The organism is Blautia sp. AF19-10LB (assembly GCF_003461245.1).
GTDB lineage: Bacteria > Bacillota > Clostridia > Lachnospirales > Lachnospiraceae > Blautia_A > Blautia_A intestinihominis.
In genome coordinates this window covers 1-18646 of sequence record NZ_QTWS01000035.1, presented here as the reverse complement: position 1 = coordinate 18646, position 18646 = coordinate 1, and the positions used below count along the sequence as shown (strand labels likewise).

Sequence of the window (18646 nt, the reverse complement as noted above, 5' to 3'; positions counted from 1 at the left end):
TCTATGATTTATATTGGTATTGATTTAGGAACATCTGCTGTTAAATTATTGGCAATGGATGAAAATGGAACGATACTGAAAACAGTATCAAAAGAATATCCATTATTTTTTCCGCATCCGGGCTGGTCAGAACAGAATCCGGAGGATTGGTTTACGCAGAGCGTAGAGGGAATGAAAGAACTGACAGAGGGGATTGATCGTTCCAAGGTTGCTGGAATTGGCTTCGGGGGACAGATGCATGGACTGGTAACGCTGGATGAGAATGACAAGGTCATTCGCCCGGCAATCCTCTGGAATGATGGACGTTCCCAGAAAGAAACAGAATATCTCAACAACGAGATCGGTAAAGAGAAACTGTCTGCATATACAGCAAACATTGCTTTTGCAGGTTTTACAGCTCCGAAGATCCTGTGGATGAAGAAAAATGAGCCGGAGAAATTTGCAAAAATCGCCAAGATCATGCTTCCGAAAGACTATCTTGCTTACAGACTTTCCGGATCTTTCTGCACAGATGTTTCTGATGCATCCGGTATGCTCCTTCTTGATGTAAAGAACCGCTGCTGGTCCAGGGAAATGATGGAGATTTGCGACGTAAGAGAAGAACAGCTTCCGAAACTGTATGAGAGCTGGGAAGTGGTCGGAACGCTGAAGCCGGAAGTGGCAGCGGAACTCGGATTTTCTGCTGATGTCAAAGTTGTGGCAGGTGCCGGAGATAATGCAGCAGCTGCGGTCGGAACAGGAACCGTTGGTGACGGACAGTGCAATATTTCTCTTGGAACGTCAGGAACCATTTTTATCTCCAGCAAGAACTTCGGCGTTGATGAGAATAACGCACTGCATTCTTTCTGCCATGCAGATGGAAGCTATCATCTGATGGGCTGTATGTTAAGTGCGGCATCCTGCAACAAATGGTGGGCAGAAGAAATCCTTCAGACCAAGGATTTTGCAGCAGAACAGGCTCCGATCGAGAAGCTTGGTGAAAATCATGTATTCTTCCTTCCGTACCTGATGGGAGAGCGGTCACCGCACAACAATCCGGATGCAAGAGGTGTGTTCTTTGGAATGTCCATGGACACCACAAGAGCTGACATGACACAGGCTGTTCTGGAAGGTGTGGCTTTCGGACTTCGTGATTCTCTGGAAGTAGCAAGAAAACTCGGCATTAAGATCGAACGAACCAAGATCTGTGGTGGCGGTGCGAAGAGTCCGCTTTGGAAAAAGATCATCGCAAATGTGATGAACCTTAAAGTAGATGTCCTTGAAGTTGAGGAAGGCCCGTCCATGGGCGGAGCCATGCTGGCAGCCGTAGGATGCGGAGCATATCTGGATGTTGAGACCATCGGAAAGAAAATGGCTCACGTAGTAGACACCGTTGAGCCGGAAGAAGAACTGGTGGCGAAATATGAAGAATGTTACCAGAGATTTAGAAAGTTATATCCTACATTAACCCCCTTATTTTAATAAAAAAAGATACCTGGAAATTATGATGCATGATTTCTGGGTATCTTTTTTGAGTTGTTTATTACCTCCGATAACGATTAAAACAGGAATAGATTTCCTGGAGTCTTGGCATGGCATAGCCACAGGAAATATAAGAACCTCCGGACAGGAAGGAGAGTCCGTTCTGCTCAAGCTGTCCGGAAAGAATTTCAATGATGTCTGCGACAGTGCGGCGGTCATCGGCAAGCTTTTCGATGGCATATTTGAGAAGCAGTCCAAGTGCTGCTGTCTGCTCCGGATCAATCAGCTGCTCCACGTAGCGGAGATCGACATCCTGTTTTCCGATCAGGAAACCATCTTTTCCATGTACTTTTATTTTGAGCTGTTCCGGTCGGCCGGCGTTTCTTCCGTGAGAACGGATCGAGGGAGTCTGTTTTTGCATGATGCGATGGCTCTCCGGGAATCTGAATTCCGGGGCTTTGACGGGATTCAGAGGATACTTTCCACATAATGCCATGACTTTTTCGGAGATATCCACAGGATGATAGGAATCCATCTGGATAATCGTGTCTGCAATGTGGAAAAATGCTCCGGAACTTCCGGCTACGAGGATTGTGGATATCCCGGCCTTTTTATAAAGATCTTCGGCACGTTCAAGAAATGGGGTAATTGGTTCTTTTTCTCTGGATATCACTTCCTGCATGAAAGTATCACGCACCATGAAATTTGTGGCAGACGTATCTTCGTCCAGCAGGAAAACTCTGCTTCCAGCCTCCATTCCTTCTACGATGCCAGCCGCCTGGGAGGTGCTTCCACTGGCGTCTTCTGTAGAAAAACAACGAGTGTCTTTCTTATTCGGAAGATCATTGATGAACAGAGAGATATCTACATCTTTAATAAAACGTCCGTCTTCGGAGCGAAGTTTCAGCGCAGTATCGTCTGTGATGACGTATTCGCGGCCGTCACCGGAAATATGGTTGTAGACGCCAAGCTCCAGGGCATTCAGAAGCGTGGATTTGCCATGATAGCCGCCGCCCACGATCAGAGTGATCCCCTCAGGGATTCCCATGCCGGAGATTTTGCCTTTGTGCGGAAGATCCATGGTGACGCGCAGAGATTCCGGTGAGGTAAAAGGAATGGAGACTTTCATTGGACGAGAGGAAATGCCGCTTTCTCGTGGAAGAATGGAGCCATCTGCGACAAAAGCAACGAGATTTCGTTTGGCAAGCTGGCTTCGGATATAGGTCTGGTCTTCGGCGAGAAAGATAGTCTGTTCCAGTTCTTTGTGATTGATATTTTTGTAAAGGAAAGCTTTCTGCACGCAGACCGGGAGAAAGTCGAAGAGGATTTTTTCCAGCTCAGTGGCATTGATCGTTCTTCCGTTGGCCGGAAAACCGATGAAGAAACGGGCAGTGATCCCTTTTTCTGTGATCTCGCAGGCGGTCCGCTCCAGGATTTCCTGCCCACAGTGGCTCACCGAGATCAGACCGCTCTTGCCGGAGCCTTTGGCACGGAAGGTGTAGTGGCTGACCTGTTTTTCAAACTGTCTGGTAAGATAATCAGACAGCGTGATGCGGGTAACATGATCGCTATAATATTCCCGTGGAAATCCCGCAGTTTTGTGCGAAATCCGTACACTGATATGAGAAGGCGAAGCAAAAGGATCCCCCTGTACGTGGTCGATTGAGAGGATATAATTGTCAAACTGGTAACTGCCCTTCAGAGATTTATAGGCAGGATAACTCTTTCTGTGTACAGAATGCAGAAGATTCTGTAGATCGGTGGATTGCTGCATGTAGATGACCTCCATAATCATAAAATAAATACGAATTGTAGTTTGAATATGAATAATATTATTGTAACGGCGGAGGCGAATTTTTCAAGAAAAATTTGAGAAAACTGTGAAATAAGTAATGGAATTCTTATTTTTTGATTAAGAATTGTGAGGATTGTAGAAATATGGAAGTATTTGATTTATAATGTGGGAGATATGCAGAATTGCGGGAGCTGCTTGCAGCGGAGCAATTCGTTAATATCGGAGTAAATTAATCAATCGAAAGGTGGTTTTATATATTATGGAAAGAAAAAACGCATGGCTTTCTTATGGAGAATCGGATGAGAAAGAGATGGAGAAACTTACAAAGGATTACCGCGCATTCCTTGATGCAGGCAAGACAGAGCGTGAATGTGTGACGGAACTTGTCAGAGAAGCAGAAGCCAACGGATATGTCAGCCTTGAAGCAAAACAGGCAGCAGGCGAGAAGATCCAGCCGGGAGATAAAGTATATGCAGTCGGAATGAAAAAGATCATGGCACTGTTCCACGTAGGCCAGGAACCGCTGGAAAAAGGTATGAACATCCTCGGCGCACACATCGACTCCCCACGTCTCGACGTAAAACAGAATCCTCTGTATGAAGACACAGACCTTGCATACCTCGATACCCACTACTATGGCGGTGTCAAGAAATATCAGTGGGTAGCTCTTCCACTCGCGATCCACGGCGTGATCGCAAAAAAAGACGGCAGCGTAGTCAACGTTACCATCGGTGAAGATGAAAATGATCCGGTCGTATACATCACAGACCTTCTGATCCACCTTGCAGGCAAACAGCTTCAGAAAAAAGCAGCCGAGGTCATCGAAGGTGAAAATCTCGACATCCTGATCGGAAGCAGACCGCTCAGCGAAAGCACCGATGAGAAGAAAAAAGAAGCAGTCAAATCCAATGTTCTCCGTATCCTCAAAGAGAAATACGATGTAGAAGAGGAGGATTTCCTTTCAGCAGAGCTTGAGATCGTTCCGGCAGGCAAGGCACGTGACTGCGGTCTGGACAGAAGTATGGTAGCCGCATATGGACAGGATGACCGCGTATGCGCCTATACTTCCTTTGTCGCAATGATGGAAATGGACGCACCGAAACGCACAAGCTGCTGTCTCCTGACAGACAAAGAAGAGATCGGAAGCGTCGGCGCAACCGGAATGCAGTCCAGATTTTTTGAAAATACCGTTGCAGAACTTCTGGATGGAATGGGATGCTATTCTGATCTGGCACTCAGAAGAACTCTCCGCAACTCCAGCATGCTTTCCTCTGATGTAAGCGCGGGCTATGATCCGGCTTATGGAGAATGCTTCGAGAAAAAGAATGCTGCATATCTCGGAAGAGGCATCGTGCTCAATAAATTCACAGGAGCAAGAGGCAAATCCGGCTCCAACGATGCAAATGCTGAATATGTTGCAGAGGTCCGCAGGATCTTTGACGACCATCAGGTTGCATTCCAGACCGCAGAACTTGGTAAGGTCGATGTAGGCGGCGGCGGAACCATCGCATATATCGCAGCCCTTTATGGAATGAACGTGATCGACAGCGGTGTGGCAGTCTTAAGCATGCATGCTCCGTGGGAAGTCACAAGCAAAGCCGATATTTACGAAGCAAAGAAAGCCTACAAAGCATTTTTGCTTGATGCATGAAGATATCTGAAACAGCAATAAGCAGGCTCCATGAAGGGGCACCAGAGGAGGATTTATGGACAACGATACACTGATCAAAGTAGAAGACTTATGCAAGATTTACAATCCTGGAGAAAACGAAGTGCGTGCTCTGGATCATGTGAGCCTGGAGATCAAAAAAGGGGAACTGGTAGCGATCATCGGACAGTCCGGTTCCGGCAAATCCACGTTTATGAACATGCTTGGATGCCTTGATGTTCCGACTTCCGGCAGATATTATCTTAACGGAACAGATGTGTCCGAAATGACGGACAATGAACTCTCAGAAGTGCGAAACCGTGAGATCGGTTTTATCTTCCAGGGCTTTAACCTGATCGCAAATCTGAACGCGATCGAAAACGTAGAACTTCCCCTGATCTACAGAGGCGTAGACAAGAAAACAAGGCACCAGCTTGCCGTAGATTCGCTCAAACTGGTCGGTCTGGAGAAACGTATGGATCATAAGCCAAGCGAAATGTCCGGTGGTCAGCAGCAGAGAGTTGCCATCGCGAGAGCCATTGCCGCACAGCCGCCGGTGATCCTGGCAGATGAGCCGACCGGAAACCTGGACTCTGCATCCAGCAGAGAGATTCTCGCAATCCTCAAAAAGATGCACAAGTCAGGACGAACCGTGATCCTGATCACACATGACAATGGAATTGCGGCCCAGGCACGCCGTGTGGTACGTATCATGGACGGAAAAATCGAATCCGACACAATAAATGAGGATTTTGACCAGGAGGCAGAGGCATGAAGAAGAAAAAATCCAAAAAGAAACTGCTGATCGGCGCAGGCGTGATCGCAGTTGTGGCAGTGGGCGGTGTATCTGTCCTGGGAGGCAGGTCATCCGGCGAGGAGGCAGTTCCACAGGTTGAGGTGGTAAAGGCCGGGATCGGTGATGTCCAGCAGACCGTGGAGGCAAGCGGAACCGTAGTCAGCGAAGAATCCAAGACTTATTTTTCACCGGTGAATGCCAAAGTAGACAAGGTCGATTTCAAAGAAGGCGACACCGTCAAAGCCGGAACAGAGCTGGTGGCTTTTGACAAAAAGGATCTCGAAAGAGAACAGAAAAAAGCTGATCTGAACGTAGAGTCCGGGAAATTGGACATGACCAATACGATCAACAAATCGGACAAGGCAGTCCAGAAACAGAAAGATGCCGCAGGTAATGCGGCAAGCCTGAAACAGCAGGTGGCAGCGCAGGAAGATTATGTGGCGAGCCTTAAGGCACAGATTTCTCAGGTAACAGCCAATGCACAGGCACAGGCAGCAGCAGAATCTGCAAGAAAAGCAGCCGAGGCGCAGGCCGCCCAGGAAGCTGCACAGCAGAAAATCCAGCAGGAATATGCAGCCGACCTCAGTACATATCAGAACAAAACACTCCCGGCATATCAGAATAAGCTGAATGAACTTAACAATACGATGAATCAGACTCTTCAGGAATACAATCAGTCCGAGAGTGAGTATCAGATGGCTTTTCAGACCTGGTCGGCGGATCAGACGGACGAAAATGCAGATGCACTTTCCATTGCAGAACAGTTACGGAGTGAGTCACAGATTGCATATCAGGACGCAAAGCGTGACTACGAAGATTATAAGGCACAGAAGCCGGAAGCACCGGTGTTATCTGATTACACAGGAGAAAGTTCTGCAATCGTGTCAGATGGAACCAAGACAGAAACATCCTCTGATTTTTCGGATACTACAGAAACAGCGGCAGTAACAGCAGATACCTCTGCTCTGGAATCTGAGCTGGAAAAAGCCAGCAGCGATCTTGCAGAGCTCCAGTCCAAACTGTCCAGTGAAGAAGCAACTGCAGAAGCAGACCCGGGAGCTGTGACCGAAGAAGAAAAAGAAAAAATGGAGATCACCAACAACCTCGCAGAACTGGATCAGATGTCAGCCAAGGAACTTGTAGAAGCAGCCAAAAAAGGAATCCACGCAGATTTTAACGGCGTAGTGACAAAGGTTGCCGTTGTGGAAGGCTCTACAACAGCACTTGGTACAGAACTTTTTACTCTGCAGAATACAGATAAAGTAGATGTAACGGTAAACATTTCCAAGTATGACTACGACAAGGTTCAGGAAGGACAGAGCGCACAGATCACACTTGCAGGAAAAACATACGAAGGCGAAGTTATCAAGGTCAGCCACATTGCGACGCAGAATGAAAAAGGCGCATCCCTGATCTCAGCAGATATCCGTATCAAAAATCCGGACGATATTTTTCTCGGTGTAGATGCCAAAGTAACGATCCAGGCACAGAAAGCGGAGAATGTTGTCGTTCTGCCGTCCGAAGTTGTCAATATTGGCAAAGAAGGTTCTTTCTGTTATATCCTTGAAGATGGTGTGATCACCAGAAAAGATATCACAACAGGCATAAGTTCTGATGATTATATCGAGGTAACGGATGGCATTGAGGCAGATGAACAGGTGATCCGTGATATCGGTTCCCTGCAGGAAGGGATGACTGCACAGGCCGTGGATGCCAGCGCAGAAGGTGCCGATGGAACAGATGCTGTTCCTGCCGATGCAGAAGATGTGGTTACAGAAACAGAAGAAGGTGCTTGATGGGCGGATTGTATGAATACATAAAAATGGCAGTCCAGAACATCCGCGCAAATAAAGGACGTTCTTTTCTGACCATGCTTGGAATCATCATAGGTATTGCCTCGGTTATTGCGATCGTTTCTATCGGTGAGGGAACCAAGAATCAGATGAACAGTGAGATCGATGGGATCGGTGCCGGCAAGATCGCGATCAGCGTCAGTAGTAATGCCATGACAGAGGACGAATGGATCACACCGGAAGATGTGCAGGAAGTCCGTAAACTGGATGATGTAGAGGGAGTCAGTGTTTCAAACAGTTATGACGGTGAGACTGTGACCGGCAAGGGTACTTTTTCTATTATGTTAACCGGCGAGGGTCCGGATGCCAAAATGATCAATAACTCTGAAATGAAATACGGAAATTATTTCGGAGAGCAGGAGATCGAGGAGGGCAAAAACGTCTGTGTCATTTCTGATTCCGATGCCAAAAGACTGTTTGGTACGGATGATGTCGTGGGTATGAGCCTTGATATCACCTGTTATGATTCTTCCAAATCATTTCGTATCATAGGTGTCACGACTCAGAAAGAAAATGGAACTTTTGTAAGTTATACTTATGATGGAATGCCGGTTACGGTGAATATCCCGTATTCATCCATGGATGATCTGGTTGTAGGATCTGATGAATTTTATTCGATCACTGTTCAGGCAGACAAAACACAGGATTCTCAGGGGATTGCAGATCAGATCGTTCACCTGCTGGAAAAACGCCATCAGTGTGCCGGAGAAGATTATTTCCAGGTTGAGAGTTTCCAGGATATCATGAGATCTATGAACGAGATGCTTGGCATGGTCACGACTTTTATTTCTTTTGTGGCCGGAATTTCTCTTCTTGTCGGTGGAATCGGTGTCATGAATATCATGCTTGTGTCTGTCACAGAGCGAACGAGGGAGATCGGTATCCGTAAATCTCTTGGAGCCAAGACTGCTTCTATCATGCTGCAGTTCCTTGCAGAAGCAGCGATCCTGACAGTCATCGGTGGTCTGATCGGAATCCTGCTCGGTGTGCTGGCGGCATATGGAATCTGTACGGTCATGAGTAACAGTATGGGAATGGCAATCTCACCAGGGATTAGCCCGACAGTCGTGCTGGCAGCGACTTTGTTCTCCTGCGCGGTAGGTGTTTTCTTTGGAATCTACCCTGCAAGAAAAGCCGCAAAACTGAGCCCGATCGAGGCGCTGAGACGAAATTAAATATAACGAAGATCCTTCATCTTTCCCGAGGTGAAGGATTTTTTGTGCAAAAAATGTGACCGATTTCATAAAATCTCCTTATTTTTATCACATAAGTGTCACAAATTCAGCCTATATTGTTAGCTGTAAGCAACAGAAAGCAAAACAAAAGAAAAAATTAAAATAGAAGAGAGGAATTGATTATTATGAAACGTAAATATGCAGCAATGGTATTAGGACTGACAATGGCACTGACTTCTGTAAATATGGCATATGCAGCAAGTGATACTGCTGAGACAACAGAGGCTGCAGCAGAGGACGAGAGCGCAGATTCCACAGATACAACTACAGATGAGGCAGAAGCTACAGAAGTTTACGGTGAAGTCACAGAAGTTGGAGAGGACAGCATTACGATCAATGTAGGAACTCCAAAAGAAGGACAGCAGCCGGATGGACAGGACCCGAAGGGTGAAAAACCAGAGGATGGCAAAGACGCTGGAGATAAAGATGCAAAGGCTGATGATTCCAAGGACGAGAAAGCTGATGACAGCAAAGATGAAAAAGCAGATGATTCCAAAGATACAGAGGAAAGCACAGATGAGTCCGCAGACACAGAAGCAGCAGACGAATCTACAGAAGACAGCACAGACGAGGCAGCAGCTGATGAGAAAGATGCAGAAGCTCCAGATGACAAGGGCGAAGCTCCATCCATGCTGGATCTGACAGGAGAATCTCAGACGATCACAGTAACAGACACTACAACTTACGAGAAGGAAGCTCAGCCAGAAAAACCGGACGAAGCACCGGCAGATGATCAGAAAGCAGATGATTCCAAGGATGCTGACAGCGAGGACGCCAAAGCAGACGACACAGACTCTACAGATGAGTCCGCAGACACAGAGTCCACAGATGAAACAGCAGACAGCGACAGCACAGATGCAGGTGCTGCAGATAAAACAACAGACGAATCCGCAGATGCATCTGACAAAGATGCAAAACCAGACGATACAAAAGCTCCGGAGATGAAGACAGAAGCAATCGCATTCTCAGACATCAAAGTTGGTGATACCATCAAAGTTACTCTTGATGCAGATGGAAATGCAACAGCAGTTGTTGTAATGAATGCAGGTGCACCAGAAGCAAAAGAAGATGCAGCACCGGCAGATGACAAGAAAGATGACGCATCCAAAGACGACAGCGAAGCTGCAGAGACAACAGATGACAGCGCTGACGCTGAATAATAAAACAGTCGACATTATCTGAATTTGACATAGAAATCCGCATAATTAACAGGCAGGTACTGTTCACAGGTAATATCCCGCGAGGTGTTTTGCCATAGATATGGCAAAATCCCGAGACATACGGGGCAAAATGACCGGGAGAGTTTTTGATCCCGGTCATTTGTCTGTCTTGATATCAGTAAATATCACCCGCACATATGGCAGGATTCGCAAGCAGACGGCGCAGTTGCACAGCCGCCAAGTGCAGTTTCTCTCAATTCCGCAGGAAGCTTTTTGCCTACGGTGAACATGATCGTGATCATTTCATCGAGAGGGATAAGCTGTGTGATGCCTGCGAGGGACATTTCCGCAGCGACCAGTGCAATCGCAACACCGGAAGCATTTCGGTTCTGGCACGGATATTCCACCAGACCGCCAACCGGGTCACATACAAGCCCGAGCATGTTCATAAGCACGGTAGAAGCGGCGTAGGTACACTGCAGTGGCGTACCGCCCATCAGTTCTGTAGCGGCAGAAGCGGCCATGGCAGCTGCAACACCTGTCTCTGCCTGACAGCCACCGACAGCACCGGCAACGGTTGCATTTCGCATGGCAAGATATCCGATCGCACCAGCATTAAAAAGTGCTTTCTGGATATCCTCGTCAGAGAAATCATAAACTTCCTGAAGTGCAAGAAGAAGTCCCGGAACGATACCGGCAGAGCCGGCAGTAGGAGAGGCTACGATCAGTCCCATGGAAGCATTTGTCTCCAGAGTCGCCATTGCGTAGGTGATTGCTTTTTCCAGGACATTTCCACAGATCCCTTTACCGGAAGCAAGATGCCTGGAAAGCTTCTGTGCTTCACCGCCGATCAGTCCGCCCATAGATTTGACAGGGGTTTTGACCGGGGAAAAAGCGGCATCTTTCATGATCTCAAGGACACGTGCCATCCGTGAATTTACACTCTCGTCGGTCGTCTCACCGACAATAATCTCCCTCTGGCGCATGATCTCAGAGATCGGAAGCTGATGATCCTGGCAGAGCGTCAGAAGTTCTTTTGCATTTTTAAAATCCATGATAAAAAATCTCCTTCCTTACATCTGCACGATCATGACTTCGTGGATATTTTCGTGCTGGCGGATCGTGACTCCGATATCCTCCGGAAGACGTCCGTCAGATTCCACGATCGTATAGGCGATCTCGCCTTTGGATTCGCGGAAAAGACGCATAAAAGCGATGTTTACGTTTCGGTCGCTGAGGCATTTGGTGATGTATGCCACAACGCCCGGTTTGTCCTGATGAGTTACGATCACGGCACTGTATTCGCCCGTGAAATCAACCTGTACGGAATTGATCCTTACGATGCGGACTTTGCCGCCTCCGAGAGATTCTCCGCGGACGGTCATTTCCTGACCGCTTTCGTTGACCATATGGATGTCAACAGTGTTTGGATGGATATCTGTTTCCAGCTCATTTGGCGTAAAGGTGAATTCGAGTCCTTTTTTTTCTGCAATCTCAAAGGAGTTGCGGATACGCATATCGTCTGTGGAAAATCCCATAATACCACCGAGCAGTGCGCGGTCAGTACCATGTCCTTTGTAAGTTCTGGAAAAAGATCCATACAGTGTAAATTCAACTTTTTTCAGTGGACCATTGATCATTTTCTGTGCGAGAAAACCAATGCGGGCAGCTCCGGCTGTGTGGGAGCTGGAAGGACCGATCATGTTTGGTCCCATTACATCAAATACGCTGATAAAAGACATTTTAATTCTCCTGTGGCTGTGGTGTTTTTAAGATAAATTTCTTATAAATAGTGTCTACGATGATACCGATAGCGTTGTCACCGGAAATGTTGCAGGCTGTTCCGAAGGAATCCTGTGTGATGTAAAGTGCAACCATGATGGCGCAGATCGCGCCTTCCGGATCTCCGGCTTCTGCGCCGAATACCATGTACAGGAACGGAAGAGCAGTCATGATGGAACCGCCAGGAGCTCCCGGGGAAGCGACCATTGCGATGCCGAGTGTCATGATGAACGGAATGACAGTTGCGAGACTGATCGGAAGCTGGTTCATCAGACAGACGGCAGTTGCACACGCCGTCAGCTTCTGCACACTGCAGATTGACCGGGATCGTTGTAGCAGAGGACTGTGTTCCAAGAGCTGTAGTATAACCAGGAACCTGGTTTTTTATAAGGGTCAGAGGGTTTTTCCTGCTGACAGAACCTGCGATCGTGAACTGGATAAAAATGCAGATCAGATGCATTGCGATAACAACAAGGAAAACTTTCCAGAGGATTCCAAGGATCGAGAAAGTTTTGCTGATTTTGCATAAAAATATGATTGACGTCTTCGTGAGTGTATTGTATCATCAACATATAAATGAAGCAAATTCATAGTATTTATGATATAGTTGAAAATTTTTCATAATAAGAGGGAGGGCGTCATGGAGATCCGTCAGGTGCAGTCTTTTGTTCATGTTGCGAGACTTGGAAGTTTTTCCAGGGCAGCGGAGACTATGGGATATTCACAGTCTGCCATTACGGTCCAGATCCGGCTTCTGGAGGAAGAACTCGGCACGAAACTGTTTGACCGTATGGGTAAGAAAGTCAGCCTTACGCCGCAGGGGAAGCGTTTCCTGGAGCATGCCAGCCGTATCCTTTATGAAATGAACAGGACGATAATGGCGATGAATGAGGACAGGGAGCTTGAGAATCCGCTTCATATTGGTACGATCGAATCTCTGTGCACAGCGAAGTTTCCACGTATCCTGAGCCAGTTTCATACGCTTTATCCGAAGGTGAACATACAGATCACGCTGGATTCACCGGAGAAGCTGATCCGTATGATGGAGCACAATGAACTGGATCTTATCTATATCCTGGACACGCCGCGCTGGAATAAGGAATGGATCAAGGTCATGGAGGCAGCAGAGCCGATCGTTTTTGTTGCATCTGTAAATTCTGAATTTGCATTGAGGAAGGAAATGGTGCTTCAGGATATCCTGGGAGAACCTTTTTTTCTGACGGAAAAAAATGCGAACTACAGGCAGGCGCTGGATCAGCATCTTGCGCTTGAGAACCGCACGCTGGATCCTGTCCTTGAGATCAGTGATACGGAATTTATCATTAAGATGGTGGAGCGAAATGACGGACTTTCGTTCCTTCCATATTTTGCAGTGGAGAAATATATCCGCAGCGGCCGGATTACCATGCTTGACGTGACCGACATTGATATCTCCATGTACCGCCAGATCTTCTATCATAAGAACAAGTACAAAACCCGCGAAATGAGCGAATTCATCCGCCTCATAACCGAGTCCGAAAATGCCTGAAATGCACCTTCAAAATATAAAAATAAAAAAAATAAATTTTTTTCAAAAAAAGTGTTGACAAAATGACAGTTATACTATAAAATACATTTTGTTGTGAGCGACAAGTACTCACAAAACAAAAGAGATGTGCGTTTAGCTCAGCTGGATAGAGCGTTTGGCTACGGACCAAAAGGTCGGGGGTTCGAATCCTCTAACGCACGCTAATTTAAGAAGCTGGAAACCTTGAAAAATCAATGGTTTCCGGCTTCTTTTTTGTTTTCAGGTTTGTGTAAAAACCTGTGACTTGCTGTGACTTATCTATTTCGGGGATGTTTAACACATTAAATAATGGATATCTGCGCCAGAATCAGCAGTTCCGTGCGGCACTGGAGAGAGAAGCGGCAATTCTTGCGGCGCGAAAGTGCACACCGCTGGATGCAGCAGAATTATGGGTGATTCTTGCACGGCTGGACGCCGCAGAAGATGAAAAGATACGGGGTGAACTGGATCGCGAACTTCATAAGAAGATTGCAAAGATCGCAGATAACCCGATGGTTTACAGTGTCCTTGCGGCAGCGGGTCAGCTTACTGAGAGTATTGTTTCCGGGACGAGAGACTACATTATGAAAAAGAATAATTCTGCCAGAGAGGTTGATGACCAGCATCATCGGCTTGTTGAGGCGATCATCAACGGAGATGCAGAACAGGCGGAACGATGTATGTCCGAACATATGGATACGATTGAACGTTATATGGAAGAAATGCAAAAAAAATCCTGAGAAATTTTGGTCATTTTTACAGGATGAATTGATATGACCTCTATTGTATTTTGGTAATACCAGTGGTATAATCAAAATGCAAATTGGTAATGCCAATAAATAAAACCGGCAATACCGGAAAGAGAGGCGAAACAATGGGATATGTGAAATGGTCATATGAGACACTGAATCATTTTTGCGGAGACGTATTCAAGGCGTTTGGTTTTACAGAGGAAGAAAGCAATCAGATCAAGGATGTGCTTCTTACGGCTGATCTTTATGGAATTGAAAGTCATGGTATGCAGAGAATGGTGCGTTATCATAAGGGAATCGAAAAGGGAACGATCCATCCGCAGGCAAAGCCTGAAATTGTATTTGAAACACCGATATCTGCAGTGATTGATGGTCATAATGGAATGGGACAGCTTATTTCCGTTTATGCAATGAAAAAAGCAATTGAAAAAGCCAAAAAAACCGGAGTTGGAATTGTAACTGTCCGTGAGTCCAATCATTTCGGTATCGCCGGATATTATGCAAAGATGGCGTGCGATGAGGGACTTCTGGGAATGGCCTGTACAAATTCAGAGGCTATTATGGTTCCTACATTTGGCAAAAAAGCCATGCTTGGATCAAACCCAATCGCAGTAGCTATGCCGGCAGATCCGTATCCGTTTTTCTTTGACTCTTCTACCACGGTAGTTACAAGAGGAAAACTCGAAATGTACAACAAAATGGAGAAACCGCTTCCGAATGGATGGGCGCTGGACAAAGATGGCCATGCAAGTACAGATGCACCGGATGTCCTTTCCAATATTGTTGCAAAGAAGGGCGGTGGAATCATGCCCCTTGGTGGAAATGAAGAGGTTACAGGAAGCCACAAAGGATATGGATATGGTATGCTGTGTGAACTATTCAGTTCCATTCTTTCTATGGGTGTTACTTCGGATCATTGTTGCACATTCCCGGATAAAACAGGAATCTGCCATGGATTTATGGCAATCGATCCGGCTGCATTTGGTGATCCTCAGGCAATTCGCAGACACTTTTCAGAATACCTGGAAGCTTTGAGAGAAAGTCCGAAGGCAGAAGGCAAAGATCGTATTTATACACATGGTGAAAAAGAAGTTTTTGCGGAAAAAGACAGAAGAGAGCATGGATTACCTGTAAACGACAATACGATGGTCGAACTTGCTAATTTGTGTGGATATCTCAAACTTGACTTTGATAAATATTTTGACGGATATGAGCTTCCAAAAGAAAGCAAATTCTTTACCGGTAATTATTAATAGATTAGAAGATTGCTGTGAACGGAGTGAACAGCAACAATAGAAGAGTCGAATGATACGGTTTTACAAAATTTAAGATATCAGGGAGGACAATAGAAATGGATTATGCAAAAGAATCTTTAAGATTGCATGGAGAATGGAAAGGTAAGATTGAAGTTGTAACAAGAGTACCTGTAGAAAATAAGGATGATCTGTCACTTGCCTATACACCAGGTGTTGCACAGCCTTGTCTCGAAATCCAGAAGAATGTGGATAAATCTTATGATCTTACCAGAAGATGGAACATGTGTCTGGTAGTAACTGACGGCTCAGCTGTTCTTGGACTTGGAAACATCGGACCAGAGGCCGGAATGCCGGTAATGGAAGGAAAATGTGTACTTTTCAAGGCGTTTGGCGATGTAGATGCATTCCCTCTTTGTATCAAGAGCAATGATGTGGATGAAATCGTTAATACAATTTATCTGATCTCCGGTTCTTTTGGCGGAGTAAATCTGGAAGATATTTCTGCTCCGAGATGCTTTGAGATTGAGAAAAAACTGAAAGAAAAATGTGATATTCCGATCTTCCATGATGACCAACACGGTACAGCTATCATCACTCTTGCTGGTCTGACCAATGCACTGAAGGTTGTAGGAAAGAAAAAAGAAGATGTTCGTATCATTATGAACGGAGCAGGAGCTGCTGCAATCTCTATTGCACGTCTCCTTCTGACAGCAGGATTCAAAGATATCACTCTCTGCGACAGAAAGGGTGCAATCTACGAGGGACGCCCGGAAGGCATGAATCCGGTCAAAGATGAAATGGCTAAAGTTACTAACCTGGCTAAAAAATCCGGTTCTCTTGCAGATATGTTGGTTGGCGCAGATGTATTTATCGGTGTTTCTGCACCGGGTGCTGTTACAACAGAGATGGTTAAGACCATGAACAAAGATGCAGTTGTTTTTGCATGTGCGAACCCGACTCCGGAGATCTTCCCGGATGACGCAAAGGCAGGCGGAGCAAAAGTTGTTTCCACAGGAAGAAGTGATTTCCCGAACCAGATCAACAACGTACTTGCTTTCCCGGGAATCTTCCGTGGTGCATTTGATGTGAGAGCAAAAGAAATCAATGACGAAATGAAGTTGGCAGCGTCTGAAGCACTTGCAAATCTGATCACAGATGAGGAACTTTCTCCGGAATATATCATTCCGAAGGCATTCGATAAGCGAGTAGGACCAGCGGTAGCCAAAGCGGTTGCTGAGGCAGCAAAGAGAACCGGTGTAGCTCGTATTTAAACGAGATACGCAGGAGGGAAAGAAACTTCCAGAAGTCCCAATCAAAGTAGATGCTGCATGTTGTGCAGGAGTGACTCCAGAAAGTCATGAGACTGCACTGAAGGCCATGAAAGCGTGCCAGATAGATATTGTTGGATGAACGGATTACAAAAAGATATGGAATAAGGTAAAGCAGAAGCCAGAAAATCAGTAAAGGATTTTCTGGCTTTTTTGGTGTGCCTTGCGGTGCACATTTCTAACGGGTGAAAGTCCCCAATTCGCCCTGGTAGTGGGAAGGATACAGCCAAGACCAAGGGTGTCCATCGTGAGTTGGAATCTGAAGGAAAGTGGCAAATCTCTGGTCTGACGAACAGAAATCACATCAGGCTATTGTTAAGGATAAGGCCGCCAAACAAACCAAAATCCAATAACTGCTCGGAATTAACTATAGTAAATGTGGCAGATATATGGGGAAAAAGAAACGTGTGGTACCGAACGGTACGCACGGCGGTTTCAATGAGAGGACGGGAGCTAATCACTCCCTTCCTGCTCGATTATCTTCTGTTATTAATAACCTCTCTCGCCATATCTGCAAGTTCTCCGGCAGATAATTTTCCATCTATTTGCAGCAAATCATACTGGATGCCATCCTTATTCCAGTTAACGCTTTGAACCTGACTGACTTCAATCTGAGAAGCATTGTCATCGTAACTGAATACAACTTTTCCACTGGACTGGTCTTTTTTATCTTGTTCTGTCAATTCGTAATCATCCGATACCACTTTATTTATATAATGGTAACTGTTCAGTACCCTCACAGTTACGAGTCAAAATGCATTCCAAATCACCTTCGGTGATGGCATTTTGCCTTGTATGTCTCGGGATTTTGGCAAAAACATGCCAAAACACCTCGCGGGATACTACCTACTGAATAGTTACATATAATGTACATAATACAAATTTGTTCCATTTACAGTGGCAATAATATCACCTGACGGAGTAAGTTTTGAGGTAACTATTCAGTACCCCATTAAGTACATCTTGATTTTTCGGCAAAACAGAGAAAATAAAATTTCTGTTTCGTCATCGTTTTAGTGCAAAATGTGGATAATTTTTCAGTTTGGCTGCCAAGTGCTTTGGGTTTGTGGATTACTGAAACATAACTCCTTAGTTTTATCCAGATAACAGCATTTTTGTGGATTTTATCCGGGTGTTATCAGCATTTAATCTCTGATTTTTTGGGTTATCCACCGTCATTTTGACAGTATGCCAAAATCTTACGATTCGCTTTTTACCCCATTTTCCGTTAAAATAGAAGTATCAAATTTTAACGGAAGAAGGTGGGCTGATTGACAAAAGATGAAATGAATAAGAAGTTATTACAACAGGTTAATTCATTAACATCAACTGTAGATTCCCTGAATGCTACAATCAATGCGCAAACACAATTGATCGCTCAACTCAATCAGGCAATACAGGAACTAAAGGAACAGCTTAATAAGAACTCCAAAAACAGTTCCAAACCACCTTCAAAGTGATGGTTTCAAAAAGCCTGCCCCAAAGAGTCTGCGAAAACCATCCGGTAAAAAGGCTGGTGGACAGAACGGACATCAGGCACTGGAACTTCCAATCTGTATGCTGTATGGAGATACACGCAGAGGCACTTTCCCTTCTGACGTAAAAGCAGCCGTACAGTATGGCGAAAACCTTCAGTCATTAGCTGTTGCGTTGAATACCGTAGGTGCAGTCAGCATCAAACGCACCCATGAGATCCTTTCCGGAGTATTTAACATTCCGATTGCAACAGGAACAATCAGCAGCATGGTAAAAAGATGCGCTGACAGTCTGAGTGAAACAGTAGGTAAGATCAAGGATAAAATGATCGGTTCCGCACTTGGACATTTCGATGAAACAGGAACCAGAGTGGATAAAAAACTCTGGTGTGCACATCTTCTCCGTGAATTAACGGGGATTGATGAAAATCATTCTGAACAGAAGTGGGCATCTGCATTTATAGACCTTTTACTGGAAATGAAAAAGGTCAAAGGCAAATCTGTAGAGAAAGGTAAGGACTTTCTGAGCTATTATCACTATCATAAGTTCGATAAAAAG

Annotated in this window: 15 protein-coding genes, 1 tRNA gene and 4 pseudogenes; 15 read left to right on the top strand and 5 right to left on the bottom strand. The window is 45.6% G+C overall.

Annotation, left to right across the window (positions count from 1 at the left end):
• Positions 1 to 3: 3 nt before the first annotated feature.
• The gene (gene xylB / locus DWX28_RS15730) at positions 4 to 1461 is read left to right on the top strand and encodes a xylulokinase (RefSeq protein ID WP_118253731.1); all 1458 of its coding nucleotides are present in this window, start codon (positions 4 to 6) and stop codon (positions 1459 to 1461) included.
• 61 nt (positions 1462 to 1522) lie between these two features.
• Here the strand turns inward: xylB and DWX28_RS15725 are convergent, their stop codons facing one another.
• Positions 1523 to 3235 carry an ABC-ATPase domain-containing protein gene (locus tag DWX28_RS15725; RefSeq protein ID WP_118253728.1) on the bottom strand — a complete coding sequence of 571 codons (1713 nt, stop codon included), beginning with the start codon at positions 3233 to 3235 and terminating at the stop codon, positions 1523 to 1525.
• Between the two features lie 280 nt (positions 3236 to 3515).
• Here DWX28_RS15725 and DWX28_RS15720 point away from each other — a divergent pair, with 280 nt between their 5' ends.
• The 5 genes from DWX28_RS15720 (at position 3516) to DWX28_RS15700 (ending at position 9948) form a co-directional block, all read left to right on the top strand.
• Entirely contained in the window at positions 3516 to 4907 is a 1392-nt protein-coding gene (locus DWX28_RS15720; protein WP_118253726.1) for an aminopeptidase, read from the top strand.
• A gap of 55 nt (positions 4908 to 4962) precedes the next feature.
• Positions 4963 to 5679 carry an ABC transporter ATP-binding protein gene (locus DWX28_RS15715; protein WP_118253722.1) on the top strand — a complete coding sequence of 239 codons (717 nt, stop codon included), beginning with the start codon at positions 4963 to 4965 and terminating at the stop codon, positions 5677 to 5679.
• Positions 5676 to 7496 carry an efflux RND transporter periplasmic adaptor subunit gene (locus tag DWX28_RS15710; RefSeq protein ID WP_118253719.1) on the top strand — a complete coding sequence of 607 codons (1821 nt, stop codon included), beginning with the start codon at positions 5676 to 5678 and terminating at the stop codon, positions 7494 to 7496. Before DWX28_RS15715 ends, DWX28_RS15710 begins: the two co-directional genes overlap by 4 nt.
• Complete coding sequence (locus DWX28_RS15705; protein WP_118253716.1) at positions 7496 to 8728, top strand: ABC transporter permease; 1233 nt, start codon at positions 7496 to 7498, stop codon at positions 8726 to 8728. Before DWX28_RS15710 ends, DWX28_RS15705 begins: the two co-directional genes overlap by 1 nt.
• Before the next feature lie 185 nt (positions 8729 to 8913).
• Positions 8914 to 9948 (top strand): hypothetical protein, encoded by a 1035-nt coding sequence (locus DWX28_RS15700; RefSeq protein ID WP_118253713.1) that lies wholly within the window; start codon positions 8914 to 8916, stop codon positions 9946 to 9948.
• A gap of 185 nt (positions 9949 to 10133) precedes the next feature.
• Here the strand turns inward: DWX28_RS15700 and sdaAA are convergent, their stop codons facing one another.
• The 3 genes and pseudogenes from sdaAA to DWX28_RS20625 all read right to left on the bottom strand — a co-directional run.
• Positions 10134 to 11003, bottom strand: coding sequence for an L-serine ammonia-lyase, iron-sulfur-dependent, subunit alpha (gene sdaAA, locus DWX28_RS15695; protein ID WP_118253711.1), 870 nt, complete (start codon positions 11001 to 11003; stop codon positions 10134 to 10136).
• A gap of 18 nt (positions 11004 to 11021) precedes the next feature.
• Positions 11022 to 11690 carry an L-serine ammonia-lyase, iron-sulfur-dependent subunit beta gene (gene sdaAB / locus DWX28_RS15690; RefSeq protein WP_022215221.1) on the bottom strand — a complete coding sequence of 223 codons (669 nt, stop codon included), beginning with the start codon at positions 11688 to 11690 and terminating at the stop codon, positions 11022 to 11024.
• A 1-nt stretch (position 11691) separates the two neighbouring features.
• Positions 11692 to 12259 (bottom strand): annotated as a pseudogene (locus DWX28_RS20625) (cation:dicarboxylate symporter family transporter); the annotation flags it as partial.
• A 111-nt stretch (positions 12260 to 12370) separates the two neighbouring features.
• On the opposite strand from DWX28_RS20625, the gene DWX28_RS15680 reads away from it, so the two are divergent.
• The 6 genes and pseudogenes from DWX28_RS15680 to DWX28_RS20620 form a co-directional block, all read left to right on the top strand.
• Positions 12371 to 13258, top strand: a complete 888-nt coding sequence (locus DWX28_RS15680) for a LysR family transcriptional regulator (RefSeq protein WP_022215223.1) — start codon at positions 12371 to 12373, stop codon at positions 13256 to 13258.
• Positions 13259 to 13384: 126 nt separating this feature from the next.
• Positions 13385 to 13458: transfer RNA gene (locus tag DWX28_RS15675), tRNA-Arg, on the top strand.
• Between the two features lie 108 nt (positions 13459 to 13566).
• Positions 13567 to 14016: a FadR/GntR family transcriptional regulator gene (locus tag DWX28_RS15670; protein ID WP_243002450.1), complete on the top strand. Its 450-nt coding sequence runs from the start codon at positions 13567 to 13569 to the stop codon at positions 14014 to 14016.
• Between the two features lie 134 nt (positions 14017 to 14150).
• Positions 14151 to 15281, top strand: a complete 1131-nt coding sequence (locus tag DWX28_RS15665; protein ID WP_118253708.1) for an Ldh family oxidoreductase — start codon at positions 14151 to 14153, stop codon at positions 15279 to 15281.
• Positions 15282 to 15379: 98 nt separating this feature from the next.
• The gene (locus tag DWX28_RS15660; protein ID WP_118253705.1) at positions 15380 to 16555 is read left to right on the top strand and encodes an NAD(P)-dependent malic enzyme; all 1176 of its coding nucleotides are present in this window, start codon (positions 15380 to 15382) and stop codon (positions 16553 to 16555) included.
• A 25-nt stretch (positions 16556 to 16580) separates the two neighbouring features.
• Positions 16581 to 16694: pseudogene (locus DWX28_RS20620) on the top strand (amidase); the annotation flags it as partial.
• A gap of 394 nt (positions 16695 to 17088) precedes the next feature.
• Here DWX28_RS20620 and DWX28_RS15645 read toward each other — a convergent pair.
• A complete protein-coding gene (locus DWX28_RS15645; RefSeq protein ID WP_243002449.1) occupies positions 17089 to 17295 on the bottom strand; it encodes a hypothetical protein in 207 nt (68 codons plus the stop codon).
• A 603-nt stretch (positions 17296 to 17898) separates the two neighbouring features.
• Between DWX28_RS15645 and DWX28_RS20820 the strand changes: the two are divergent.
• From DWX28_RS20820 to DWX28_RS20025, 3 genes and pseudogenes are all read left to right on the top strand, one after another.
• Positions 17899 to 18021: pseudogene (locus DWX28_RS20820) on the top strand (hypothetical protein); the annotation flags it as partial.
• Positions 18022 to 18142, top strand: a pseudogene (locus DWX28_RS20030) (DUF6444 domain-containing protein); the annotation flags it as partial.
• Positions 18143 to 18169: 27 nt separating this feature from the next.
• On the top strand, positions 18170 to 18646 hold a 477-nt coding region (locus DWX28_RS20025; RefSeq protein ID WP_243002451.1), incomplete at its 3' end, for an IS66 family transposase.